Annotated in this window: 25 protein-coding genes; 13 read left to right on the top strand and 12 right to left on the bottom strand. The window is 46.8% G+C overall.

Translation table 11 applies throughout. The annotated features are described in order from the left end of the window. Positions 1-26: 26 nt before the first annotated feature. Positions 27-1,043: a homocysteine S-methyltransferase family protein gene (locus KE626_RS00125; RefSeq protein ID WP_211970712.1), complete on the bottom strand. Its 1,017-nt coding sequence runs from the start codon at positions 1,041-1,043 to the stop codon at positions 27-29. 423 nt (positions 1,044-1,466) lie between these two features. On the opposite strand from KE626_RS00125, the gene KE626_RS00120 reads away from it, so the two are divergent. Continuing rightward, a complete protein-coding gene (locus KE626_RS00120; RefSeq protein ID WP_211970711.1) occupies positions 1,467-1,685 on the top strand; it encodes a hypothetical protein in 219 nt (72 codons plus the stop codon). 154 nt (positions 1,686-1,839) lie between these two features. On the opposite strand, the gene recR is transcribed toward KE626_RS00120, so the two are convergent. Both recR and KE626_RS00110 read right to left on the bottom strand, forming a co-directional pair. Next, complete coding sequence (gene recR, locus KE626_RS00115) at positions 1,840-2,460, bottom strand: recombination mediator RecR (RefSeq protein WP_211970710.1); 621 nt, start codon at positions 2,458-2,460, stop codon at positions 1,840-1,842. 60 nt (positions 2,461-2,520) lie between these two features. Next, positions 2,521-3,978: an Ig-like domain-containing protein gene (locus tag KE626_RS00110; protein ID WP_211970708.1), complete on the bottom strand. Its 1,458-nt coding sequence runs from the start codon at positions 3,976-3,978 to the stop codon at positions 2,521-2,523. 148 nt (positions 3,979-4,126) lie between these two features. Here KE626_RS00110 and KE626_RS00105 point away from each other — a divergent pair, with 148 nt between their 5' ends. Next, positions 4,127-4,606: an SRPBCC family protein gene (locus KE626_RS00105; protein ID WP_211970707.1), complete on the top strand. Its 480-nt coding sequence runs from the start codon at positions 4,127-4,129 to the stop codon at positions 4,604-4,606. Here KE626_RS00105 and KE626_RS00100 read toward each other — a convergent pair. Genes KE626_RS00100 through KE626_RS00090 form a run of 3 tightly spaced genes read right to left on the bottom strand, consistent with a single transcriptional unit; the run spans position 4,590 to position 7,447 of the window. After that, positions 4,590-5,126 carry a hypothetical protein gene (locus tag KE626_RS00100; RefSeq protein ID WP_211970706.1) on the bottom strand — a complete coding sequence of 179 codons (537 nt, stop codon included), beginning with the start codon at positions 5,124-5,126 and terminating at the stop codon, positions 4,590-4,592. The two genes, KE626_RS00105 and KE626_RS00100, sit on opposite strands and share 17 nt — an antisense overlap. A gap of 26 nt (positions 5,127-5,152) precedes the next feature. Continuing rightward, positions 5,153-6,160, bottom strand: coding sequence for a lipid A deacylase LpxR family protein (locus KE626_RS00095; RefSeq protein ID WP_211970705.1), 1,008 nt, complete (start codon positions 6,158-6,160; stop codon positions 5,153-5,155). 15 nt (positions 6,161-6,175) lie between these two features. Further along, the gene (locus KE626_RS00090) at positions 6,176-7,447 is read right to left on the bottom strand and encodes an acetyl-CoA hydrolase/transferase family protein (protein WP_211970704.1); all 1,272 of its coding nucleotides are present in this window, start codon (positions 7,445-7,447) and stop codon (positions 6,176-6,178) included. A 137-nt stretch (positions 7,448-7,584) separates the two neighbouring features. Between KE626_RS00090 and KE626_RS00085 the strand changes: the two genes are divergently transcribed. The 7 genes from KE626_RS00085 (at position 7,585) to KE626_RS00055 (ending at position 11,857) form a co-directional block, all read left to right on the top strand. Further along, entirely contained in the window at positions 7,585-8,091 is a 507-nt protein-coding gene (locus tag KE626_RS00085; RefSeq protein WP_211970703.1) for a GNAT family N-acetyltransferase, read from the top strand. Between the two features lie 144 nt (positions 8,092-8,235). Beyond that, a complete protein-coding gene (locus KE626_RS00080) occupies positions 8,236-8,715 on the top strand; it encodes an RNA polymerase sigma factor (protein WP_211970702.1) in 480 nt (159 codons plus the stop codon). Then, positions 8,706-9,176: a hypothetical protein gene (locus tag KE626_RS00075; protein ID WP_211970701.1), complete on the top strand. Its 471-nt coding sequence runs from the start codon at positions 8,706-8,708 to the stop codon at positions 9,174-9,176. Before KE626_RS00080 ends, KE626_RS00075 begins: the two co-directional genes overlap by 10 nt. A gap of 136 nt (positions 9,177-9,312) precedes the next feature. Next, a complete protein-coding gene (locus tag KE626_RS00070) occupies positions 9,313-9,798 on the top strand; it encodes a hypothetical protein (RefSeq protein ID WP_211970700.1) in 486 nt (161 codons plus the stop codon). Positions 9,799-9,924: 126 nt separating this feature from the next. Then, the gene (locus KE626_RS00065) at positions 9,925-10,416 is read left to right on the top strand and encodes a lipocalin family protein (RefSeq protein WP_211970698.1); all 492 of its coding nucleotides are present in this window, start codon (positions 9,925-9,927) and stop codon (positions 10,414-10,416) included. 147 nt (positions 10,417-10,563) lie between these two features. Further along, positions 10,564-11,310, top strand: a complete 747-nt coding sequence (locus tag KE626_RS00060; protein WP_211970696.1) for a metal-dependent hydrolase — start codon at positions 10,564-10,566, stop codon at positions 11,308-11,310. A gap of 34 nt (positions 11,311-11,344) precedes the next feature. Beyond that, complete coding sequence (locus KE626_RS00055; protein WP_211970695.1) at positions 11,345-11,857, top strand: GNAT family N-acetyltransferase; 513 nt, start codon at positions 11,345-11,347, stop codon at positions 11,855-11,857. A gap of 60 nt (positions 11,858-11,917) precedes the next feature. Here KE626_RS00055 and KE626_RS00050 read toward each other — a convergent pair whose 3' ends face one another. From KE626_RS00050 to ispG, 6 genes are all read right to left on the bottom strand, one after another. Continuing rightward, positions 11,918-12,823, bottom strand: coding sequence for a LysR substrate-binding domain-containing protein (locus tag KE626_RS00050; RefSeq protein WP_211970694.1), 906 nt, complete (start codon positions 12,821-12,823; stop codon positions 11,918-11,920). 22 nt (positions 12,824-12,845) lie between these two features. Next, positions 12,846-13,763 carry a molybdate ABC transporter substrate-binding protein gene (locus KE626_RS00045; RefSeq protein WP_211970692.1) on the bottom strand — a complete coding sequence of 306 codons (918 nt, stop codon included), beginning with the start codon at positions 13,761-13,763 and terminating at the stop codon, positions 12,846-12,848. A gap of 10 nt (positions 13,764-13,773) precedes the next feature. Next, positions 13,774-14,193, bottom strand: coding sequence for a DsrE family protein (locus tag KE626_RS00040; protein ID WP_211970691.1), 420 nt, complete (start codon positions 14,191-14,193; stop codon positions 13,774-13,776). Between the two features lie 21 nt (positions 14,194-14,214). Beyond that, the gene (locus KE626_RS00035) at positions 14,215-15,216 is read right to left on the bottom strand and encodes a c-type cytochrome (protein WP_211970690.1); all 1,002 of its coding nucleotides are present in this window, start codon (positions 15,214-15,216) and stop codon (positions 14,215-14,217) included. Positions 15,217-15,623: 407 nt separating this feature from the next. After that, entirely contained in the window at positions 15,624-15,944 is a 321-nt protein-coding gene (locus KE626_RS00030; RefSeq protein ID WP_211970688.1) for a hypothetical protein, read from the bottom strand. Between the two features lie 80 nt (positions 15,945-16,024). Continuing rightward, positions 16,025-17,986, bottom strand: coding sequence for a (E)-4-hydroxy-3-methylbut-2-enyl-diphosphate synthase (gene ispG, locus KE626_RS00025; protein WP_211970686.1), 1,962 nt, complete (start codon positions 17,984-17,986; stop codon positions 16,025-16,027). A 180-nt stretch (positions 17,987-18,166) separates the two neighbouring features. Here ispG and KE626_RS00020 point away from each other — a divergent pair, with 180 nt between their 5' ends. From KE626_RS00020 to KE626_RS00005, 4 genes are all read left to right on the top strand, one after another. Continuing rightward, positions 18,167-19,030, top strand: coding sequence for a helix-turn-helix domain-containing protein (locus KE626_RS00020; protein WP_211970684.1), 864 nt, complete (start codon positions 18,167-18,169; stop codon positions 19,028-19,030). 112 nt (positions 19,031-19,142) lie between these two features. Continuing rightward, on the top strand, positions 19,143-20,558 hold the full coding sequence (locus KE626_RS00015) for a TolC family protein (protein ID WP_211970682.1): 1,416 nt from the start codon (positions 19,143-19,145) through the stop codon (positions 20,556-20,558). A gap of 56 nt (positions 20,559-20,614) precedes the next feature. Beyond that, on the top strand, positions 20,615-23,857 hold the full coding sequence (locus KE626_RS00010) for an efflux RND transporter permease subunit (RefSeq protein WP_211970680.1): 3,243 nt from the start codon (positions 20,615-20,617) through the stop codon (positions 23,855-23,857). Between the two features lie 51 nt (positions 23,858-23,908). Further along, entirely contained in the window at positions 23,909-25,033 is a 1,125-nt protein-coding gene (locus KE626_RS00005; protein WP_211970679.1) for an efflux RND transporter periplasmic adaptor subunit, read from the top strand. Positions 25,034-25,292 lie beyond the last annotated feature (259 nt).

Below are 25,292 nucleotides of genomic sequence, written 5' to 3'. Positions count from 1 at the left end.
GTTTAAATAGAAACCTGCCGGTTGAATTATGCCAGTGTTTCGGCCAATATAGGTTTAAGGCGTGGTTTGATATGTTTCACATGGGATGCAATGTGGCGTATATGATCCGGTGTGGTACCGCAACAACCACCTACAACGTTAACAAAGCCGGATGCGGCAAAGTCTTCGATAATACAGGCAGTGTCTTCCGGTTCCTCATCATATTCCCCGAAGGCGTTGGGTAACCCGGCGTTAGGGTAGCAGCTCACATAGCAGCTGGCAATGTTGGAAAGCTCTTCCACATAAGGCCGCATCTGCTGACCACCTAATGCGCAGTTTAAACCAATAGAGAAAGGATTGGCATGCATTACAGAGATGTAAAAGGCTTCCAGCGTTTGCCCGCTGAGGGTTCTGCCGGAGGCATCTGTAATGGTACCCGAAATCATTACCGGCAGTTCAGGCTTTCCTGATTCCCGGAAGTATTTCTTGATGGCATATATGGCTGCTTTACAGTTCAGCGTATCGAAGATGGTTTCTATCAGGAGTATGTCCACACCACCGTCAGACAAGCCACGGATCTGCTCTTCGTAGGCCGTAGCCACTTCGTCGAAGTAAACGGACCGGAAGCCGGGGTTGTTTACGTCAGGCGACAGGGACAGCGTTTTATTCATGGGGCCAATGGCGCCTGCCACAAAACGCGGTTTATCAGGGGTTTTGGCATTATACTCCGCTGTTGCCTTTTTGGCAATGGTAGCTGCAGCTACGTTCAGCTCATAGGCCAGTTCCTGCATATCATAGTCCGCCATAGCAATAGAAGTACTGCTGAAAGTATTGGTTTCAATAATGTCAGCGCCTGCTTCCAGGTACTCCTTGTGAATCGCTTCAATAATATGTGGCTGCGTAAGATTAAGGAGGTCGTTGTTGCCTTTTAGATCACTGGGATAGTTAGCAAAGCGGGTGCCCCTGTAGTCTGATTCCTGGAGTTGATAGCGTTGTATCATGGTGCCCATTGCACCATCAATGATAAGTATGCGCTCATTAGCGCAGTCTTGTAAAGATTTCATAAATGAAGGCGTTTATTAGTTACCGTTTGGAAAATGATAACGGGGTCGAACAATAAACAAATCTACCCCGTAAAAGTCCCCACAAATATAACCTTTTCCCAGGTAATTTCTTGTTTTGTGAGTTAAGGTTTCGTACGACCGGGCAAAGGTTCTATCTCATTTTTTTAAATAACTATATTTATACCTGTTAGTATAGATTTTGTTTATACTGTATATTTTTATTTGGAAATAGTCTACAAAGTCTACTATATTTGTGGAGTAATAGAAAGACGCAATGCAACAAAATGATAGAAATATAGTAGTATACCCGGCCATGGCCACCCACCAGACCTCCGCCTGCACTCCTTGTAATTGCTGCTGCAATTAAGAGATTCGTCATTAGTTCTTCTCAAATATTTTATTACAACAAAATTTATGTCAGTCATGACAATATCAGAACACATCCATACCCTGCATAAACACCTGGCCAGTCTGGGCTTGCAACCAGTGCCACAATCGAATGATGAACGGCAGCCGGAAGTTTTCAAGGTATGTTTCCTGAACAAATATGAAATGCAGCGGTGGAAAGAGCTGCAGGCAGAAAAGGAATCAGAAACCAATCATACAATATTTCAGGACGGTCCTTTGAAGGATGCCGTCTGACAACTTTTCATAACGTGGAATTACAGGTTAAACGAAGACGGGTGCTATTGAGCACCCGTATTTTTTTTAAAGCATTACGAATTGGGAATTACGAGTTACGAATTAACCTGGTATCCTCCTAAATCCGTAATTCCCAATTCCCGATTCGTAATGCTTATTTATTCTGTACATAGTTTTCCAGTGGCAGCCTGTTGCTGATAGACCTGGCCAGCGTCATCTCATCAGCATATTCCAGCTCACCCCCAAAGGCAATACCACGGGCAATAGTGGTAATTTTTACCGGGAATTCCTTTAGTTTTTTAGAGAGATAATAGATGGTAGTATCTCCTTCAATGGTTGGACTTACCGCCATAATCACTTCCTCCACACCCTGGTACTGCACCCTTTCCACCAGCGAATGTATATTCAACTGATCCGGACCAATACCATCAATGGGAGAAATAATTCCCCCCAGCACATGATATAAACCATTGAATTGCTGGGTGTTCTCTATGGCCATTACATCCCGGATGCTCTCCACCACGCATACTACCTGCTTTTGCCGCGAATGACTGCTGCATATACTGCATACCTCGGCATCGGATACATTGTGACACACATTGCAAAACCGGATCTGTTGCCGCATACGTGCAATCGCCTCTCCAAACTGCTCTACCTGTGCTGTTTCCTGTTTTAACAGGTGCAACACCAGGCGCAGCGCCGTTTTTTTTCCGATCCCCGGCAGTTTCGCAAATTCATTTACCGCGTTTTCTATCAGTGCAGAAGAAAATATCATAGTGCAAAGTTAGGAATATTGCAGCGGAGGGAAAGCGCAGGCTACCTCCGCCGTCGTGATTTAAATGCTTATTTTCTTTGGCACGGTCCAGTAAGCCTTGAGATTTACCTTCTCAATGATGATCACCCGCTCGGGCTGTTTCTTCGGCTTGCTGTAATACCGGCCCCGATCCCAACGGCCATTGCCATTGGTGTCCAGTAATACCCGTATCTCATATTCGCCGGGTGTAATAAAGCGCTGGTTCCACTTGCCGTTTACAATGGTACCGGAGTATTTAATGGTTTTATCCTGTACCAGTTGTACTACATAGTGCATGGCAGTATCATTGATAGCCGACCTGGTACTGTCGCTGATAGTCAGTTCTGTTACGGCAAAAATGGCATAATCCGCTACCTTCTTGGTTCTGAAATTGATCGTATCCGCTCTTGCCAGGTGCTGTCCTGCGGTATCCGTAGGCGCATCTTTAGGGATAATGAACCGGTAGGGAGTGCCTTCTTTCCAGGTATAACCTACGGTGAGCTGCGTTTTGGTGGAATCCATCGTGCTGGTAAAGGTCACCGGGTGATAAGCGCTGTCTTCCGCCAGGATCAACCGGTTACTGTCCAGGTTCCGCAGTGGCAGCGCAAAAGTGATTTTCAACGGCGCCGGTAATTCCTGCATACCGCCTTCAAGAGAAGGTGCAATGGTTAATTTCGGTAGTTTCTTCTTTTTCTTATCTTCTTCTTCCTGTTGAATATCGGTAGAGTCCACCGGCTCTGGTGGCGCTTTTATTGTACTGTCGGTTTCCATAAACAACAGCATGTTCACATCCGCCAGGTTGGCTTCCGTCAGTACCACCGGAGCTTCTACAAATGCAATCATCTCTGTGGGCTGGTTATACTGTAGGTCACGATCTTCCTCTTTCAGTGCAAATATCTTATATGCGCCCGGTGCAATATTTTTAAACCGGAAAGAGCCATCACCTTTGGTTTTGGCGTAATACACCGGCTTTTCCTTGGAAACAATGGAGTCCGTCAGGTCGCGGTATAGCATCACCGCCACATTACTGTCTACCTTGCCATTTTCCGCATCTATCAGGTGACCGCTTACCTGCAAACTATCCAGGTAATCGCCGGTAGATACCACATACTGGAAGTCCTGTGTGATATTCCGTTCGTTGATATCGCGGATGGCATCCGCAAAATTGAACGTGTAAGTGGTATTGGGTACCAGTGTATCTTTTATTTCCAGGGTAACGGTGTGCAGTTTGGCGGTAACGATAGGCGGCCGTTTCAGGGTCGGCGATACAATGAGCTTATCGTTCACATTATCCAGTTCTACATATTCGTCAAATATAAACGACACCTTTTTGCTGTGGAAATGAAGGGTGGAATCCCGTGGCGTCACCTGCATCAAAACAGGAGGTAAACTATCTCTCGGCCCCCCGCTGGGCGGCACTATGTTGGCGCATCGCGTAAATGAAATGGAAACGATAATAAACATCAGCCAGAATAACCAGCTCCTGAAAAATTGATTCATATAACGAAGATAAAGCAGAAAGCTAAAGGCAAAAAGCAAAAAGCTCCGGGGACGAAGATAGGGGCAATTTTGCTATTTATAAGGCTTCCGCCTGTATCTTCGCTCCGGGAGCTTTTTGCCTCCCGGCTTCCTTTAAAATTAATTCCTCATGGCCAGCATTTACCTGTTGCAGCGTACGCAGATTATCCCGGGAACACCGGAGGAGGTCTGGAATTATTTTTCCACGCCAGACAACCTGCTGCATATTACACCCGCCTTTATGCGTTTTACGGTTACCTCACCTCCCTATACCGGGCAGGTATATCCGGGCCAGGTAATTACGTATACAGTGGCGCCCCTGCTGGGAATACCGCTGGAGTGGATGACAGAAATTACCCATGTGGAATATCTCTCTTACTTTGTTGATGAGCAAAGAGTAGGACCCTACAGCATCTGGCATCATGAACACCATTTCCGGCTGGTGGCCGGTGGCGTAAAAATGACAGATATTGTTCACTACCGCCTTCCCTTTGGCTGGCTGGGAAGACTGGCGCATAGCCTGTTTGTAAAGCAACAGCTGGACAACCTGTTTAGCTACCGGCACCAGGCCATAGAGAAGATTTTTGGCCAGCCTATTGTTGCGCCGTAATGGTTTTTGTTAAATTATCTCCCGTATACAACTGAAAAGTGCTTTTACCCGTTTTGGGAACTGCACCCAGCCATAAAGGAACAATGGAAGAACTTCCCTTTTCCGGGTTGCCGGCAGCCACGAAATGCAGCGCTGCATTGTTGTTCTCCGTGTTGGAGGTGGCGGATGCCAGCTGTATCTGCGTACCGTAATAAGTAGGCGGCATTGTGGCGGCAATTACAAGCTGGGTGCCGAAATCGGGCTTGTCAATAGTGTTACTCATGGTTTTGGCCACTCCAAACAGGCTGTCGAACGAAGCCTGGTTATCGATGATCCAGAAGGTAAGACTATCATTCACCGTAATGGTATTCTTCAGGAAATAACCGGATATGGGCTTTACCTCCAGTTGGCTGTCGGACGATGGCTGTACTGTTAACGTGGTATCGTTGTCATTGTTCGTGGCGTCGCCGCCTGTCTTTTTCCCTTCATTACAGGATAATGCCAGGATACCAGCAGCAAACAGGATCATTTTGAAATGCATGGGTGATATGTTTTTGGTAAATAACATTATTTGTTGATAATAGTTTTACGGGAGATGGGTATTAACAGGGTAATGTTTCCCACCGAATGCTTCCCGGTGCCGCTCATCCACTCGGTATGTGTTTTTTGTGTATAACTGAGACTCATGCGGTTAACCACAATCGCTATCCCATAATCCATGCCAATGGAAAAGCGCCGCATATGTGTTTTCTGATTGCCTTCCAACTGTTCAAAGTTGGTATCACGGGACTTAAATATTCCCCCCTGCAGCAGCGCATTATAAGCCGTGAAGCTGAATTGGGGCCGGGCTATTGCATACAATTGAAACCGCCTGCGGGTAGCGGTTGCCAGGTTACGGTTACCAAAATAAGGATTGAAAATACCAAACCGGATGTACGACAACGCACTGATACCGGATGTCATAGTACCCGCCCTGATATTAACACTGCCCAATATTTCCAGGCTTTTGATACGATCCCATAACATTCGCTCATAGGTGAAATTATAGTTGATCAGCGGAGCATTCGGTACCTGGTATTCCCAGCCCATGGGCGACTGGTACCCGATCAGGTGATGAAAAAATGTTTGTGTTTCTTTCGCAAGCGCCCATGGGCCCAGTACGCCAAATACAAACTCTGAGTGAAGACTGTACTTTTTCTCCGGATTATAAGAAGTAAGGCCATGGGTGGCAAACAAGGCGCCGGCATAGTAAAAATCGCTGGGTATAAAGCTGGAATCTGCAATCTGGTTGGGCGTAATCATCACCTGCATCAGGCCCCACTCATATACGTTAATGGCATTGGGTCCGGCTTTGGCTAGTATCCATTTATCAAGGAAAACGGATTTCTTTTCTTTCATATAAAGATAACTTGCGCCACTGCCATTGCTGTAACCCCGGTCGGTACCACGGCCCCAGATATTAAAGAAATCATCGTCTTCGTATATCCGTAATTGTTTAGTGGCATCCTGGGTGATTTGCCCGGATACTGCCGTTACAAAGGCACAAAGAAATAAACTGAGTACGATGTGCTTCATGCCTCCGTTATTAAATCAGAACACCTTGAAGATATCAAATGCGTCTTTTTCCAATTGTTCCCGGTGATCCGGGTGTGCAATATTGATGAGTGCCTGTGCGCGTTGTTTTAAATTCTTTCCCAGCAGGTAAGCAATCCCATATTCCGTGACTACATAATGCACATGCGCCCTGGTGGTAACTACGCTGGCGCCGGGTTGCAGCCGTGATACAATGCGGGAAATGCCTTTAGACGTAACTGATGGAATGGCGATAATAGGTTTGCCTTCCTGCGACAGCGCGGCTCCCCGCATAAAGTCCATTTGCCCGCCCACGCCGCTATATTGCCGGAACCCGATAGAGTCTGCACATACCTGTCCGAAGATATCTATTTCTATCGCACTGTTGATCGCGGTAACACGGGGATTTTTCCGGATGGTAGTAGGGTTATTTACGTATTCCACATCCATCAGCCGCATAATGAGGTTGGTATCCATAAAGTCATATAAACGCTGACTGCCAATGGCAAAGCTGGAAATGAGCAGACCGGGATGAACCGCCTTGTATTTGCCGGTAATTACACCTGTTTCCACAAGGTCGATAATACCATCTGAAAACATTTCGGTGTGAATACCAAGATCTTTATGGTTCGATAAACATTGCAACACCGCATTAGGGATGCCGCCAATGCCCATCTGCAACGTGGCACGGTCATCGATCAGCGAGGCTACATGCCTGCCTATGGAAAGTTCTGTATGGCTGGGAGGATTAATTTTTTGTGCGTAGATAGGGTAGTCTACTTCTACAGCGGCATTTATCCGTGAAATATGTATGACGCCATCGCCCAATACCCTCGGCATACGGGGATTTACTTCTGCAATAATGATCTTTGCCATATCTACGGCTGCCTTGCTCACATCGCAGGATACTCCCAATGTGCAGTAGCCGTTTTTATCCGGAGGCGATACTGATATGAGCGCTACATCGATGGGCTGCCCGCAGGTGCGGAAATAACGGGGTATTTCGCTGAGAAACATGGGTACATAGTTGGCGCGTCCTTCGTTAACCGCTTTACGGATATTTTTGCCAACAAAAAATGCGTCTACCTGGAAAGCGTGTACATGCTCCGGTTCCGCATAAGGCGCCTCCCATTCTGTATGGATGCTTACCAGTCGCACCTGTTTCAATTCATGGCTGCGGACAGTCATGGCGTTGACCAGTTCTCTTGGGGTGGCGGCGGCGGTATGTATAAATACGGTGTGGCCGGACTGTATAAGTGCTGCGGCATCTTTAACGGAAGTGTAAGGCATGAATGGTAATTTTCTCCAAAATTATCGTGCAGGAAAAAAAATAACTATGAGCAAAGTCATGTCGTAATTTTAATTGTCGGCACCTGTATTATCAACAACTAATACGGGATAATTGTTGGCGGTTTTAAATAACGGTGATGGATACACTGAACTACAGGTCTGCCGTAGCAGCAGATGCGGCAGCTATCCGGGCTACTTCTTTGCAGAGTTATCGTCAGTTTGAAAAAGTACTGTCGCGGGAGTACTGGGAACAAATGCATCATGGTATGACAGACCCCGGGGTACTGGATGAGCTGATGAGCATAGCAGCTACTTTTGTTTGTGATACAGGTTCGGGATTGGCAGGAGTGGTATTCCTGGTTCCTTCGGGGCATCCAACCCCTATCTATCCGGCCAATTGGGCCTATATACGCCGCCTGGGGGTAGATCCGGCTTTCCGCAGCATGGGCGTGGGCCGGCGGTTAATAGAGCTATGTATAGAACAGGCGCGTATAAACGGTGAAAAAATACTGGGTCTGCATACCGGTACTATGATGCCGGAAGCCCGCCGTTTGTACGACAGGCTTGGTTTTTCACTGATAAAGGAGCTGGAACCGTTGCTGGGGCAACAGTACTGGTTGTATAGCATGGATTTATCGCAATAATTATCCATTTTAGCTTTTAATGTTGATAAATTCATATTAGCTGTTGTGACGCCTACATAGAATTATTCTCTATATTAGCACTCTAAAAATCCGGTACAACTATTATTCCCCTTGCGGCGTGACCTGGTACATATAAGTGAGCATATGCTCATTGAGCAGTTGGTAATGGGAAAACCGGCGGCAAAAGAATTATTATACGACCGGTATGCAGGAGCAATTTATACAATGGTACTGCAACTGGTACCAATAAGGGAACGGGCGGACGATGTAATGGTGAGGGTATTTACCTGGAGCTTTCAGCACATTGGAACATTTCAAACGTCTGGTTATAAAACCTTATTTGCCTGGTTAATGCGTAAAGCCAGGGAATTAGCTATCAAAGAAGCATTGCCGGAAACGGCGCTGACCGGATCCGAACTCATGAAGCAGGAAGAAGGGATGTTGCAACGATTTTACCTGATATTGCCCGCCGATCAGCAACAGGTATTCCGGCTCAGTTATTTCAAAGGATTATCAATCACAACGATAGCTCGCTTACTGGCTTTGCCGGAGCAGCAAATAAATAACATCTTGGGAGATTCAATGAAATCTTTTAGACAATTCTTGAAAGATACTTGGAACTAAAGTTTTACATAGAAAGCGGTATAATCGAGTCTTTTGTTCTCGGCCTTGCTTCTGAAGCAGAAGTGGAAGAGCTGGAGCACATGAGAAAGCTATATCCGGAACTCAATACCGAAGTAGAGTTCGTAGAACGCCGGCTGGAAAGAGCTGCGTTTGATGAGCCTGCTATGCCTCCTGTTGAAGTACGCGACCGTGTGCTGCAAAAGATCCGGTGGGAACAGGGACATGCCTATTCAGATCCCGCATCCAATTATACTTTTATCAATATTCAGCCGAAAGATGGTAACCATATTACCGTTCACCGCTGGTGGAAGATCTTCTTCATTATCTTCTTCATCATGTCCAAAGTATTTCTCTTTCTCGCGATCTTCTATTACCTCAAATATCGTATGTCACAGGACAAACAAGGCTACAATCTCCCCCGCCAGGTTAAACAGGAACAGGTTCAGATTGCCGGCGTGTAATTTTCTGACTGGAAAGTCGTTAATAGGAAAAATATTTTATTGTTTTGAGAATCCACTATCGATGGGTTAACGTATCTATATGATATAGTATTTATTACTTATATTTTACATGCAGAGGGTTTTGTAAACTACTAATTTGAACATCAGTAACTATATCGAAAGCGGCATTATCGAGCGTTATTTGCTGGGTCTGGCCTCTCCTGAACAAACAGAAGAGTTGATACACCTGCGCATGGTATATCCGTTACTGGACTTGGAAATTACGGCAGCGGAACTCCGGTTTGAAGACAGGTTGCTGGAAGAAGGGGTAGCGCCTCCATGTGAACTGAAGAATGCTGTTTTACAACATATCCGGCCTGATAGCAAAACAGGCGGCTCCTCCAGAACCTATAACTCCTACGGGCATACGTATCAGAAAAATACCTATATCCTGGAGCCATTCTGGAACCGCCGGATCTCTGTCAGCGTCTGGTGGCGTTGCACCTTTATAGCCCTCACCGTGCTTACCATGGCGCTGGCCGCAAGCACGTGGCACTTCTATCACCGCGCTGCCCAGCTGGAAGAGGTGCTCATAAAGCTCAAAGTCCCGGTGGTAAATAGTCCCGCCCCATCTGCCCGTTAAAGGGATACTTTCATTTGGTACGTTTCTTGTAAATGCTGAACTTGCCGCTGTATTCTTGCTGTTATAAAACCTTATTTGATAACTGCTTGTTGAATACCAGGCATTAAACACACAAATTAATTTCCCATGAGAAAATTTTCATTTGCAGCATTACTGATGGCTATTGTCGCCGTTTTTGCATCTTCATGTTCCCCCAAACAAGGTGTAACGCAAGACATTAACAAAGGTGCCGTAAGAGGTAACTGGGTACTTACAGATATTAAATACGAAGGTATTCCCGACAACGCCAAAGTGACGGTATTCGACGAGGCCAATGCAAAATGCTTTATCGGCAGCCAGTGGATATTGCCCGATAATTTTGCCGGTGGTTCTTATACCATTTCCTCCACTGAAAATGGCTGCAGCCCGGTAACACAGAAAATTGCATGGTCACTCACCAAATCAGGCGGTGTATCTATGTTTGGCTTCAAAAAGTTGTATAGCGGCGATAAAGCCAAAAATGTAACCACCGGTTACAGGATGGAAATTACAGGAGCCGGTAGCACCATGACCTGGAGAGCAAGCGTGAATTTCGAAGACAAAGCAGCAGCTATCATTTACACCTTGCAACGTCAATAGCAGCATAAAGCAAAAGGCATAAAGCAAAAAGCTATTGAGGCGAATAACTAAGGCGAATATTATTTTTCCGCTCAATTCAATCGCCTCAATAGCTTTTTGCTTTATGCCTTTTGCTTTATGCTTATCTTTATGCAAAGCTCCGGAATTATGAGCACGCACTCCCAAATTCAGTTCCTGGCACATGCCAGTTTTCAGATCACCACGCCCGAAGGACACGTTATTTTAATAGACCCCTGGTATACAAATAACCCTGCCTTGCCGGCTGATCTGAAACTCCCGGAAAAAATAGACCTGATCCTGATTACACACGGCCATCGCGATCACCTGGACAGTAAAATGGTAGACATCATACGCACGAAGTCGCCCAAGGTAATTGCCAACCCGATGGTCCGCTTTTTCCTGCAGGAACAGGGTGTACCGGAACACGTTTTTGAACCGCTGAATGCCGGTGGTACGGTGAACATCCTGGATGCGAAAATAACGATGACCAACGCATTTCACTTTGCACATATCAATCTGCCAGATGGAAAGATCGGGTACCCGCATACAAGTAATGGATTTATAATTTGGATGAGCGATGACATCTCTGTATACTATTCCGGTGATACCGGCGTTTTTGGAGACATGGAACTGATAGGTGAAATATATGAACCAGACATCGCCATACTGCCCGTCGGTGACCGGTTTACCATGGGCCCGCTGGAGGCTGCATTTGCCATCCGTTTGCTGAAAGTAAAACATGTAATACCTTGTCACTATGGTACCATGCCCGTACTCAGTGGTACGCCCGAAAGACTGAAAGCATTAACTGAAGATGTAGAGCGCCTGGAGATCCATGCACTGAAGGCAGGAGAAATATTAAATACAAATAGCATTAAAGCGCGATATCATTAGCTGAAATGCAAATACATATGTTAAATCCCGAGTCATGTTGCCCCTTAATACTGCACGCTTATTGATATACCCCTGCCGTTTACCCTTGTTAACGGAAATATACCTGCGGCACCCGCATGCGCAGGAGTCGCTACAGGCAAGCATCCCCGAAGAATGGCCCCAGCAAGATCTGAAGGAACAATTGCCACATTTTATAGAACTGCTGCAACACGATCCTAAATCATTTCCCTGGATGCTATGGATCATTGTATCCAAAGCAGAAAAGAAAGTGATCGGCGATGCCGGTTTTAAAGGCCGCCCGGATAAAAATGGTGTAGTGGAAATTGGGTACGCTATGCTGCCTGCCTACCAGCGTAACGGATACATGAAAGAAGCTTCCGCAGCCCTTGTAAAATGGGCATTTCGGCAACCGCATGTAAAAAAACTGATTGCAGAATGTGATGTCACGAACATTCCTTCGATGCGGATATTACAACACCTGGGCATGGAAGAAATAGCGTCGGCAGGTGAAATGCTTCACTGGCATTTATTGAATAAACAACACTAATGATTCCGGGAAAAATTTGCCGCAGGCAGATGATCGTTAACCGGCCATTTCAGGGTTGCGCTATAGGGCCGGGGCCTCCGTTATATTTTGTTTGGCAAAGCGGATAAAGAGCTGGCATAGCTTATCCTGCAAACCTTGCAGATATGTGAAATGTAGCTTCCTGACCAGTTTGAAATTTTTTACCGGTAAAATGGTAAACTCTCCCAGCTCCAGTTCGCGCTGTACTGCCTGTAAAGAAATAAAGGCAGCACAGGGCGAATGGTGCAGATATGATTTGATACTTTCCGTGCTGCCCATATACATGGCCACATTCAGGTCAGTGATCTTTAATTTTAATCTTTTCAGCTCTTCGGTAATCACTTCCAGCGTACCGGAACCATGTTCACGCATCAGCAACGGAATGGTTTTAAGATCAGTTGCTGAAAGCGGCTCCCCGGTACCATACCGGTGTTTTACATTACCCACCAGCACAATTTCATCTTTCGCAAACTCAACATATTTCAGCAGCGGATTTTTAGAACTGCCTTCTATAATGCCCAGCTGTATGGTTTTTTCAAACAGCGCCTGTTCTATTTGCTCCGTGTTTCCATTGGTCAGCGAGGTTTTGACATCCGGGTAGCGTTGGTTAAATTTTGCCAGCAGCGGCGGTATCAGGTATTGTGCAATGGTGGTGCTGGCGCCAATGGGAAGCAAGCCGCCCTGCATATGTTTCAGCTGATTTACATCGTACTCAAGGTTGCGGTAATCGGTAAAAATGATTTCAGCATGATGCATTACCAGCAACCCTGCCCGGGTCAGCTTTATTTTGTTGCCGATCCTTTCAAACAACGCCATGCCCAGCTGCTGCTCCAATTCATGTATATGCTTGGTCACCGCCGGTTGTGAAATATATAATTCCTCTGCAGCTTTGGTAAAGCTGAGACGCTTGGCTACGGTATGAAATACCCTGAGTCTGAAATCGAACATGCAATAAAAATACAAAATAACCTTACAACTCAGGCGGCGTAAAGCCAAAGTGTTTGTAAATAGCCTGCCCCTGTGGCCCCAGGAGGAAGTTCATAAAGTCTTTTGCCGCCGCCGGATGTGGAGCACTTTTCAATATCCCTGCCCAGTAGGAAGCCCTGATATTTTCCTTTTCCGGAATGGTTACCAGGCTTACCGGGTGTGAAATCATCTGTTGGTACCGGACCTCTGTAAACCATACCGGACCTGCATCTGCTTCGTTGTATAGGATGCGTAAAGGTGTTTCCCGGTGATGTATTTTTGTAAGCCAGGTACTTCCGTTGGCGACCTTTTCTTTCATAATGGTTTGCTGCAGCGAAACGCCTCCCGCCTTTACATAGGCTTCCTCTATCCGTTTCCCGATTCCTTCCCATGCGGGGTTGGGCATGCTGACCCTGATGTTTTTCCGCGCCAGGTCGGCAAGACCGGCCACCTTTTTAGGATTGCCTTTTTGTACCATAATGGCCAGGGTGTTACCGGCGTAGTTTTTTACCAGGGAGAAGCTATCCCGTAACTGGTCTATACGGTTTTTACCAGCAGTATAAATGTCCGGCGTTACGGCAATCCGCAGATTGCCCACCACCAGCGATCCATTGAGGATTTGCTGCGCCAGTATACCAGGGGGCAGCGTTTCTGCAAATACGCGTTGGTATTGCGGATATGTCTTCTTAAAACTGGTAATCAGGGAATCGATTACCATAAACTGGTTACCTGCAAAAAAGATCACGAGCTGCGGATCAATGATATCGCCGTACAGATCGGGTACATTATCTATGCCCGGTACAGTAAACGATACACCTGCCGCCGGTGGCGTATTCCAGGGCGGATCAAAACGGTGGTCCTGGGCATGCAGTGCCCTTGCCAACAGTAGGGTTACCATTAGCGTTGCTATAATGTATTTCATGATTATTCGTTTATGGGTGTACGTAAGACCAGCCTTCCGTTTGTTTGATGATTAATTCACCGTTGCCGCTGGGGGTGTAATTGATAAAAGAAAACAATTCTTCTTTGGTAATGTTTCTTTCGCGCATGGTATTTTCACATTCTACCAGTATCACGCCTTTTGTTTGCAGTTCTTTTAACAATGTTTCATAGGGGTGGTCTTTCCTGTAGGCGGTAACACCGCTGCCATGGGCCACCAGTTCTATTGTTACCCGGTTTTGCAGCCGGGGATCGTCTACCGCATTTTTAATATTCCGCAGGGTGTTTCGGATCACTTTATCGTCGTCGCTATTCAGCTGGTATACAGCCCGGTACTTCGTTTTACGCTGGCTCACAGCATATTGGGTACCCAACAGGCTAAAAATACAGAGCAGGAGCATTACTTTCTTCATGGTTCTTCTATTGTTTAACGATTAATGTTGCATGGGTTTAAAAGGCCCGTATTTATGCTGTTGTTCTGAATAGGCATCCGCATAGGGACCAAACGGGAAGTCGATTGGTTTTTGCTTGATATCCTGCCAGTCGGCCGATTGATCTTTATGTGGTCTTGGCTGTGAATTTACGAACGCGGCTACATCCCAGGCTTCTTCGTCAGAGAGGCGGGTGCTGTTGTAGTCAACACCAAAGGGCATATTATACTTTACATAACCCGCGAATCGTGTGAGCCGGAACAGCCCGGCAGCGTCGTTGTAGCTTTGCGGTCCCCACAGCGGCGGAAAGGTGTAGGTAATGTCATCGGCGGCTTTCGCGCCTTCCCCGTTGGCGCCGTGGCAGCTACGGCATTGCTGTTGGTATATTTTCCCGCCTTTTTCCGGATCGGCCGGGCGTGATAAAAAAGCCAGTTTTTTGATGCCGCTGCCATCAGGCTTTTCTTTAGGTTGTACTTCACTGCCCAGCCATTCTATATAGGCTTTGATGGCCGTCATTTCCTTGCTGCCGCTATCTGGTGCAGTGCCATTCAAACTACGCTCAAAACAGTGGCTGATGCGTTTATTCAGCGTTTCAGTACTGTTGGATCTGGCCCTGAATTTAGGGTAAGAAGCTGCTGTGAAACTGTAGTTATTGCCAAAGGGTTTGGTGCCTGCCTGCAAATGACAGTTCTGGCAGTTCATGCCGTTGGTCATAGCACGTACGCTGCCTTTCGGCCCCAGGTAGCGCGCTGTTTGGCTCACCAGCGCTTGTCCGTAAAGGATGGCGCTGCCTTTTTCTCCAGCAGGAATGGTGGTAACAGCAGGCGGTTGCCACACCCGTTTTGCAGCTGGTAATCCGGCGGCCGCTTTGGGTTCATTCGAATGCGTGATATTGCGCGTGCAAATAACGAATGTTTCAATACCTACCAGTATCACTAAAATAAGCAGGCAGGCAAAAGATCCCGCCAGGATCCGCTTGTAACGTTGAATTTTGTCGGTTTCCATTAAAATTACAGGTTGGTGGATTACGCAAAAGTAGGCGGCCACCAGAGCGAAGTCAAATAACTAATAACTATTAGTAATAACCATTAGTTATCGACTCCCGGGTTTAAAACATGAAGCGCTAAAAGTAGAAAAAATGTTTTTTAAAAGAAATGAAGGTGTTACCAGTGGTAAATAACGGGTATGAATAAACGATGAGCTTTTAGCGGTTAGCTATCAGCCTTTAGCAAAAATGCAGCGAAGCCGCTTTTAGCTTTTAGCCGTTAGCTCTTAGCAAATGCAGCGAAGACCAACGTTACATGATCTTTCCTGTATTTCCTAAGAGCTAACGGCTAAAAGCTAAAAGCGGCTTCGCTGTATTTTCGCTAATGGCTAATTGCTAATCAATTATTTGGTTCAGTTCAGAAAGGTTATGCCTTCTTCTTTCCTGCGTTTTTGTTATTTGATTTGTAGCGCATGTCAGGAGTGCCATCTTTTTTTGTTGGTCCCGCTGCTGCTGGTGCAGTTTTATTTTCTTTAAAGCGTTTATCGGGTGTACCGTCTTTTTTTGTTTTAGGGGCGGCTGCCGGCGCTGGTGCTGCTGCTGGTGCAGCTTTTTCAGCCTTCTGTGCTTTCTGCTCAGTTTTGGCTTTAGTTGCTTTTACTTCTTTTTTAGCAGTGGCAGGTGTTTGCGCCATTGTTACGGTTAAACCCATGAACATGGCCAACAATCCGGTGAGGAGCTTTTTCATATCAAATTGTTTTATGAAAATTTAAGCCTTTTTCTTCATTGCTGTACCCGCTATGCTGCTTTTTAAGCAATATTTAATAATTAGTTTTTCTCCACCCACATGCCATTTTCGCGTATCAGGTTAATCAGTTCATTCACGGCCACATCACTGTTGAGACCGCGTTTAACGATTTCCTTGCCCCGGTAAAGGGTTATTTTGCCCACTCCGCTGCCCACATAGCCAAAATCTGCATCCGCCATTTCGCCGGGTCCGTTTACGATACAGCCCATGATGGCTATTTTTACGCCTTTGAGGTGGTGGGTAACCGCCCGGATCCTGGCAGTAGTTTCCTGTAAATCAAACAGGGTGCGGCCGCAGGAGGGGCAGGAGATGTATTCTGTTTTGGAAATACGGGTACGGGTGGCCTGTAAAATGCCAAATGCAATGTTATTCAGCGTGGTGGTGTGGCCGGGTTGTTCGTCCTGGTTGCTGAGCCACAATCCATCGCCAAGGCCATCCAGGAGCAGGGCTCCGGCTTCGGTGGCATGGTGGATCAGGTGTTCATCTGCCGAAGGCTGATGACTGATACTATGGATAATAACCGGTACCTGGATGTTTTTTTCCAGCAGGGCGATGAACAAACGCCTGATAGCAGCCATGGCATTGCTTCCTGTGGCAGTGGCTACCAGCACGGTGCTGGCTGCAACTGCAGCATTACCAAGTTGCAGCAGTAGTTGTTCATGATGTTCTGTATCAAGGTGATTACAATCAAATTGTACCAAGTTGATATGACCGGTTTGGTGTTGTTCACAGGCTATTACATAGTGCCGGGCATCAAAATACGGAACCAGTTCCTGGTTATTGCTCAGGTTTTGCCAGTATTCCGCATCTATCACCACCCGAAGGGTACCCGGTAAACCAAAGGCAGGCAACTGTTTGCCGGTATAGATATAATCTGCTGCTGCATCTCCGATATTCCATTTATCACTGGGTTCATCATAGTGATAACCAATAGCGTTCAGGTCCTCCGGGAGAAGATGCTCTTTGTTACTGAAATCTGCCACTACTACCGGCACCTGCTTTTCCCCGATATTTTCCACATGCGTGCTTTCGCGGCGCTTGTAGGTGAAAGGGGAGTAGGGCACAGTGGTTACCGGTGGAATTGCCGTATAGTCGTTACGGTTAGCATATCTTTTCACAATATCCTTACATACCGGCAGTTCAAATTCAGGATCTTCCGTCAGCGAAACGCGGATAGTGTCACCCACGCCGTCTTCCAGCAGGGTACCGATACCAATAGCTGATTTAATACGGCCATCTTCGCCATCCCCGGCTTCTGTTACGCCCAGGTGAAGCGGGTAGCAGTGGCCCAGTTCCTGTTGCATGGTTTGTACCAGCAGGCGATAGGCCTGTACCATTACCTGCGGGTTACTGGCTTTCATGCTCAGCACAATATTGCGGTAGTCCAGGTTTTCTGCAATACGCAGAAATTCCATGGCACTTTCCACCATTCCCATCGGGGTATCTCCGTAGCGGCTCATGATACGATCGCTCAGCGAACCATGGTTGGTACCAATGCGCATAGCTGTACCATATTCCCTGCAGATCTTTACCAGTGGAGAAAAGCGCTCGCGGATGCGGTCTATTTCTTCCAGGTATTCGCTGTCAGTATAGTCAATCTGTTCAAATTTCTTTTTATCTACATAATTCCCCGGGTTCACCCGCACTTTTTCCACGATACGTGCGGCTATTTCTGCTGCATTGGGTGTAAAATGAATATCGGCTACCAGGGGAACGTTATAGCCCCGTTTCCGCAGTTCGTTTTTGATTACCAGCAGGTTATCCGCCTCTTTCTTACTGGGAGCGGTAATGCGCACCAGCTCTGCACCGGCTTCAATACAACGGATCGTTTGCGCAACGGTGGCTGCGGTATCCATGGTATCGGTGGTCGTCATGGTTTGAATGCGGATCGGGTTAAAATTTCCGATGATAAGATCTCCCACCTTTACTTCCAGTGTGGCCAGTCGCTTGTATTCTGTCAGAGAGTCGCAATAAAGTTGCATACGTTTTTTTATTTTCCTGCGGCAGCAAAGTTAGTAAAATAGCCTTAGCTTGTAAAAGCTAAAGGCTGAAAGCTAAAAGCTAAAAGCTTCTCGGCTCACCTTAAAGCTACATTAAATTCCACGAACGGCGCTTGCAGCACTACATAAATCAGGGATAAAGCCGTAAATTTGAACCTCCATATGTTAGTTAATAAAAGTCTTGATATACCTTATCAGCAACTGCCATTTGACGGACAGTTTAATGTAGCGCAGCTGGGCATGTTCAGGAATGAACTGACAGACCAGCCCCACCGCCATGATCATTTTCAGATTATCTGGTTTACAAAGGGGAAAGGCAGGCACATGGTGGATTTTGTGTGGTATGATGTGGAAGATAATATGATCTTCCTGCTCAGACCCGGACAGGTGCATCAGCTGGACTGTGAGCGGGAAGGCTACTTCCTGTCCTTTACAGAACAGTTTTATTTTACCAACAAACATGATAAGGAAACACTTTACGATTTTACCACGCTTTTCGATAACTGGCACGGATACGGGCCCATCAGTGTAGGAAGTAGTACCACGGCCTCTTTACAAGGACTGGTAGACCTGATGAGCAGGGAAAAGAACTACGCGCCCAACTGCAGCCGGGGTATTGTGAAACACTACCTGAATGCCTTCCTTTTGTTGACGGAACGGGAAAAGAAACGCAATATCACGGAAACCATGATGCCGCTTACCCATGATGCCCGCGTAGTACACCTCCGGCGACTGCTGGAGCAACATTACCACTGCGAACACCAGGTAGCTTTTTATGCCAATGCTTTTGCCCTTACCCCAAAAAGACTCAACGAAATTACCAAAGATGGTACCGGCCGCACCGTCACAGAACTGTTGCACGACCGTATCGTACTCGAATCCAAACGTAACCTGGCATTTAGTCACAAAAGTGTCAAGGAAATCTGCTATGAGCTTGGATTTGAAGACCCTGCCTATTTTAGCCGCTTTTTTAAAAATAACACAGGCATCTCTCCACAGGATTTCCGGGACATGATGTTCAAATAGTACAAGTCAATAGCTGAATTGTCCTAACACGCTCCAACTACCCCGGTCTATATTTGCATACTTATTTGCCAGCCCTTATCGACGGCTTTTTTTAGACGCTATAGATTAACATATGAACATCAGGAAACCGCTTTGTCTGCTGTTGATTACAGCAGGCTGCAGTTCAGCGGCTGTGATGGGTCAAACCCGCCCGCTCACCTTGCAGGAAGCACTACAAACAGGCCTGAAGAATTATCAGTCCATCAAGGCAAAGGAAAACTATGCTAAAGCAGCTACAGAAAATATCAGCGCAGTAAAAAGAGAATATTTACCTGATCTGAATCTTTCCGCGCAAAACAGCTATGGTACCGTGAATGGAGAAAATGGCCCTATGTGGGGATATAAAGGCTGGACTACCGGCGCCTCCGGACCTGCACTGTCCACACAAAACTGGAATGCGGCATTTGGCGGATTATACCTGGCCAATATCAGCTGGGATGTAGTAACCTTCGGTCGCCAGCATGCAAAAGTATTGGCCGCCAAAGAACAATTACATACCAACCAGGCCGACCTGGAACAGGAAAAATTTGAACAACAGGTGCGTATCGCCGGCGCCTATCTTAACCTCCTGGCAGCACAACGCCTGAGAGGTTCCATGGAATCGAATCTGAAACGTGCGGAAGACCTGCAGCATATCATCGTATCGAGGGCATTGAATGGCCTCAGTGCAGGAGTCGACAGTTCCATCGCCAACGCAGAAGTATCCAAGGCAAAACTTACCCTGGTGGATGCCGTGAATTATGAGAATGCGCAAAGCAACAAGCTGGCAGAAATGATGGATGTGCCGCCACAGGGCTTTACTTTAGATACCACCTTCGTTACCAAAATACCTAACCAGTTGCTGGAAACCGTGTCTGCACAGGATTCCGTGTCATTGAAAGATCAGCCGCTGCTGAAATTATTCAGTTCCCGTGTTATCCTGAGTGAAGCCAACCAGCAACTGATCAGCAAAAATGCCATGCCCAGACTGTCGTTTATGGGCGTGATGCAAACGCGTGGCTCCGGCTTCGACTACGACTATAGCGCCGCTAACCTGAGCCACTACAGCCAGGCCTATTGGTCGGGGATAAAACCGCAGGTATCCAATTACCTGGTGGGCCTCAACCTGTCGTGGACGGTAACAGACCTGTGGCGCACGCATTCCCAGGTGGCCCGTCAGCACTACACCACGGAGGGATTGAAAAATGAATACAATCAAACCTACAGCCGCCTGCAACATCAGCTGCAGCTGTCGGAACAACAGATAGACAATGCCGTAAAGAAATACCGGGAAGCACCAGTGGGGCTGAAAGCAGCCAGCGACGCGTTTTTGCAGAAGAGTACCCTGTATGAAAATGGTTTATCCAATATTGCCGACCTGGCGCAGGCGCTGTACAATATTAACCGTGCAGAAACCGACAGAGACATCGCCTACAACGGCGTTTGGCAGGCAATACTTTATAAATCAGCTACAGTAGGGGATTTGCAGTTATTTCTCGGACAGCTGTAGTTTTTAGCAAATAGCTAAAAGCTACATCGAAACCTTCAATTTTTGAACAGATTTTTATGAACCTGATAAAAACCGCATTACAAAAACCAATAGCCATCATTGTTGTAGTGATGGGCCTCTTGTTTTTTGGTATTAAATCAACGCGGGATATTAAGATAGACATCTTTCCGGACCTCAATCTGCCGGCCATCTACGTATCACAACCCTACGGTGGTATGTCGCCTCAGCAGATGGAAGGTTTTATTGCCACCAATTACCAGAACCTCTTCCTGTATGTGACAGGTGTAAAAGATATTGAGGCCAAGAATATCCAGGGCCTCACCATGATTAAGATCTCTTTTTATGAAGGGACAAATATGGCGCAAGCTGCGGCGGAAGTAACTGCCATGGCCAATCGTGCGTTCTCCGCGATGCCGTCTGGTACCCAACCACCTTTTATTATTCGCTTTGACGCGAGCACTTTGCCCATCGGGCAGTTGGCGCTCAGCAGTCCTACCCGCTCCAACAATGAACTGCAGGATCTGGCCATGACCATTGTACGGCCTTCCTTTAGCCGTATTGCAGGTCTTACTTCGCCGGCGCCTTTTGGTGGTAATTCCAGAACTATCGTGATCCACGTAGATCCGGAGCAGATGCGCAGTCATCACCTCACGGCAGACCAGGTAGTAGCCACCATCAAAGACAATAACCAGATATCGCCTGCCGGTAACGTACGTATCGGTGATATCACCTATCTCACACCGGCCAACACAGTAATACGCACCGTAAAGGAATTTGAAAATATCCCACTGGTAATGGGAGATGGCCCTACCGTGTTCGTGAAGGATGTGGCCAAGGTGGAAGATGCTGCCGATGTGACCAGCAGTTATGCGGTGATCAATGGTAAACGCTCCGTTTACCTGCCAATCATCAAAACAGCCGATGCCTCGACCTGGACAGTAGTAAATAATCTGAAAGAAGCATTACCGAAAATCCAGAAACTACTCCCGGAAGATGTAAAGATATCTTTCGTGTTTGACCAGAGCGTATACGTTATCAATGCGGTAAAAAGCCTGATCAGCGAAGGCGTGATAGGTGCGGTATTAACAGCATTGATGGTATTGTTGTTCCTGGGCGACCGCCGTAGTGCTTATATCGTTATCATCACGATCCCGGTATCGATTATCATCGGGGTGATGTTCCTGAAACTGTTCGGACAAACGATCAACATCATGACGTTAAGCGGGTTGGCCCTCGCTATCGGTATCCTGGTAGATGAGTCGACGGTGACCATTGAAAATATCCACCAGCATCTCGAGATGGGCAAACCCAAAGCGCAGGCAGTATGGCACGCATGCCAGGAGATCGCTTTCCCAAAACTGCTGATCCTGTTATGTATCCTGGCAGTATTTGCGCCATCGTTTACAATGGCCGGTGTGCCCCGCGCCATGTTTATGCCTTTGTCGCTGGCCATCGGGTTTTCCATGATTGCATCTTACCTGTTATCACAAACCCTGGTGCCCATCCTCGCCAACTGGATGCTGAAAACAGAAAAGTTCCAGCATCATAGTCACGCGCATGTACACAGCAATGATCCGCATAAAACAGCGGGATACATTGAAACAGAAATTGCTGATGAAAAGCAACATGTGAAAACCATCTCCGGGTTCGACCGGTTTAAGCTCCGCTTTATTGGATGGCTGGAAACGTTGCTGAAAAGACGCAAACTGGTAATAGGCGCCTACTTCGCCGGCATTATCGGCATCGTAGCATTATGTATGAGTATTATAGGCCGTGATATATTACCTAAACTGAATAACGGGCAATTCCAGTTGCGGCTGAAAGAGCCAACCGGAACCCGGTTGGAACGGACGGAAACCATGCTTATTAAATCAACGGAGATTCTGAAGGAGATGGTCGGTGCTAAAAACATCGACATCACCTCCTCCTTTATCGGAACACATCCGTCGTCCTATTCCACTAACCCCATCTACCTGTTTATGGCCACACCCAATGAGGCCGTGTTGCAGGTGAATATGAAGGAAGATTACAAGGTAAATATGGATGAGTTCAAGGAAAAGCTGCGCAAGCGTATCCACGAACAAATGCCGGAAGTGAAAATGAGTTTTGAACCCATCGATCTTACTGATAAAGTAATGAGCCAGGGCGCCGCTACCCCGATTGAAATTGCGGTAATGGGTAAAAACCTGAAAGAGAGCGTACCGTTTGCACAAAAGGTAATGGCTGAAATGAAAAAGATCCCTTATCTGCGCGACGTACAGATCAATCAGCCGATGGATTACCCGGCTATCCGCATCAATATTGACCGGGAAAGGGCCGGACAACTGGGCGTAAGCGTAACAGATATTGCAAAATCACTGACGGCATCTACTTCTTCCAGCCGCTTTACAGAAAAGAACAACTGGCTGGATGAACGAAATGCGACCTCCTATTTTGTACAGATATCTATACCGGAAAATGAGATGAGCAGCATCAACGATATAGCAGCGATTCCTGTAAGTAAAGATAAGTCCCGCCCTTCCCTGGGCGATGTGGCTACTTTACAGCCAGATACTGTTGTTGGTGAATATGATCGTATCGGCGCGGTAAGAATTGTATCTATTGGCGCCAATATTTATAAGAAAGATTTGGGCAATGCCTCTGCGGCCGTGGCGGCGGCTATTAAGCGCGCCGGTGAACCGCCGCGTGGTATCACGGTAGAAAAACGTGGCTTGATGAATCTCCTGGGGGAAACACTGGACAGCCTGCAATCTGGTTTGGCGGTAGCCATTGTTGTGATCCTGTTGTTACTGGCGGCTAATTTCCAGTCTTTCAAAGTAGCGTTGGTGGTTATTTCCACTATCCCTGCGGTGTTGGCCGGTTCGTTAATCATGTTGCTGATCACCGGGTCAACCCTTAACCTGCAATCCTACATGGGTATCATCATGTCGGTAGGGGTGTCGGTAGCCAATGCGATTTTATTGATTACGAATGCGGAAAAGCTGCGGCTGGAAAATCATGATGCCCGCAGGTCGGCGCTGGAAGGTACTTCCATCCGTTTGCGTCCCATCCTGATGACGACCATCGCCATGGTGGCAGGTATGATACCAATGGCCTCCGGTTTGGGAGAAGCCGGTGATCAGACAGCGCCATTGGGTCGCGCGGTAATTGGCGGATTGATTGCCAGCACATTCGCGTCACTGTTTATTCTGCCATTGATTTTCTCCTGGGTACAACAGAAAACATCTGTAAAATCAGTATCACTGGATCCGGAAGATGAAAACAGTCAGTATTATGTTCCGGGGGCAGAACGTGTTTAACGGTGATTGCTTATAAGTATAACTATAATGACTAAACGACATATCAATATCATGAATATAAATAAATACAGCCTGTCTTATCGGGTCATGACGGCTGCCGCGTTATTGCCCATCGGGTTGTTTTTTGCCTCTTGTCATAGTTCCATGGCAGACGATGAAAATAGCGCAGAGAATGAGCGCGTACAGGTGAAAATTATTCATCTGCAGAAAAGTCAGCTGGATGCATCGCTCCGGCTGCCTGGTGAAATAAAGCCGTTCCAGTTTGCTGATCTCTATGCAAAGGTGAACAGCTATGTGAAAAATGTAAATGTAGACCTGGGCAGCCAGGTAAAAGCAGGCCAGGTACTGGCTACGCTCGATGCGCCTGAAATGAATACGCAACTGCTGGAAGCTCAATCGCGCCTCCACACCAAAGAAGCCATGTACCGCGCCAGCAAGGCTACTTACGATCGTTTGCTTAAAACGAGCAAGGTGCCGGGCACCATTTCTCCCAACGACCTGGATATGGCCTTTGAGAAAATGAGTGCTGATAGCGCAGAGTTATTGTCGTCCCGTTCTTCCTATCACGAAGTACAGCAAATGCTGGGTTACCTCGTTATCCGTGCTCCATTCAGCGGTGTTATCAGTCAGCGTAATGTGCATCCTGGCACCTACGTAGGTCCGGCAGGTAAAGGTTCTGATAAGCCCTTATTTCGTTTGGAAGAACAGCAGAAATTACGTTTATCCGTTGCCGTACCGGAAATATATACTGACGAAGCACATCATGCCGGGGATGTTCGTTTCACCGTGAAATCTTTACCTGGAGATACTTTCACGGCTAAGGTGAATCGTATTGCCGGCAGCCTGGATGTAAAGCTTCGCTCAGAAATACTGGAAATGGATGTAGCCAATAAAAATGCACGCCTGCTGCCGGGCATGTACGCAGAAGTGCAGATGCCAATGCCCGGGAAAAAGGATGTGTATATCGTGCCCCGGTCAGCGATCATCACCAATTCGGAGAAAGTATTTGTGATCAAGTCGGTCAATAGCAAAGCCGTATGGATACCGGTGAAATGTGGGAATGAATCCAACGGAAAGGTGGAGGTATTTGGTGATTTATCGGACAACGACCAGCTGGTGCAAAACGGCAGCGATGAAATAAAAGAAGGAACGCCCTTACAGGCGGTTGCAAAATAATGTGTGTTTAAAAAGGAAGGAAGTGGTTTGTGTAGGAAGAATCAATATGGTAAAGGAATCAGATAAATGGTTAAATGAATCGAGTGATGAAGAATCAGTTAATCGGCCTATTTACGGTAGTAAAAATAATGACGCGTAGCAGGCAAACTACTTCCCTGATGAATCAAGCAATACAGCGCTTCCGTAAAAGGTAGCGCTGTTGCTTTAAAACACGAAAGAGAATTGTTACCACCGCGTAACAGTTGTAGGTTTAGGTAAA

Source organism: Chitinophaga hostae (genome assembly GCF_018224885.1).
Classification (GTDB): Bacteria; Bacteroidota; Bacteroidia; order Chitinophagales; family Chitinophagaceae; genus Chitinophaga; species Chitinophaga hostae.
This window is presented reverse-complemented; position numbering and strand designations above follow the sequence as displayed.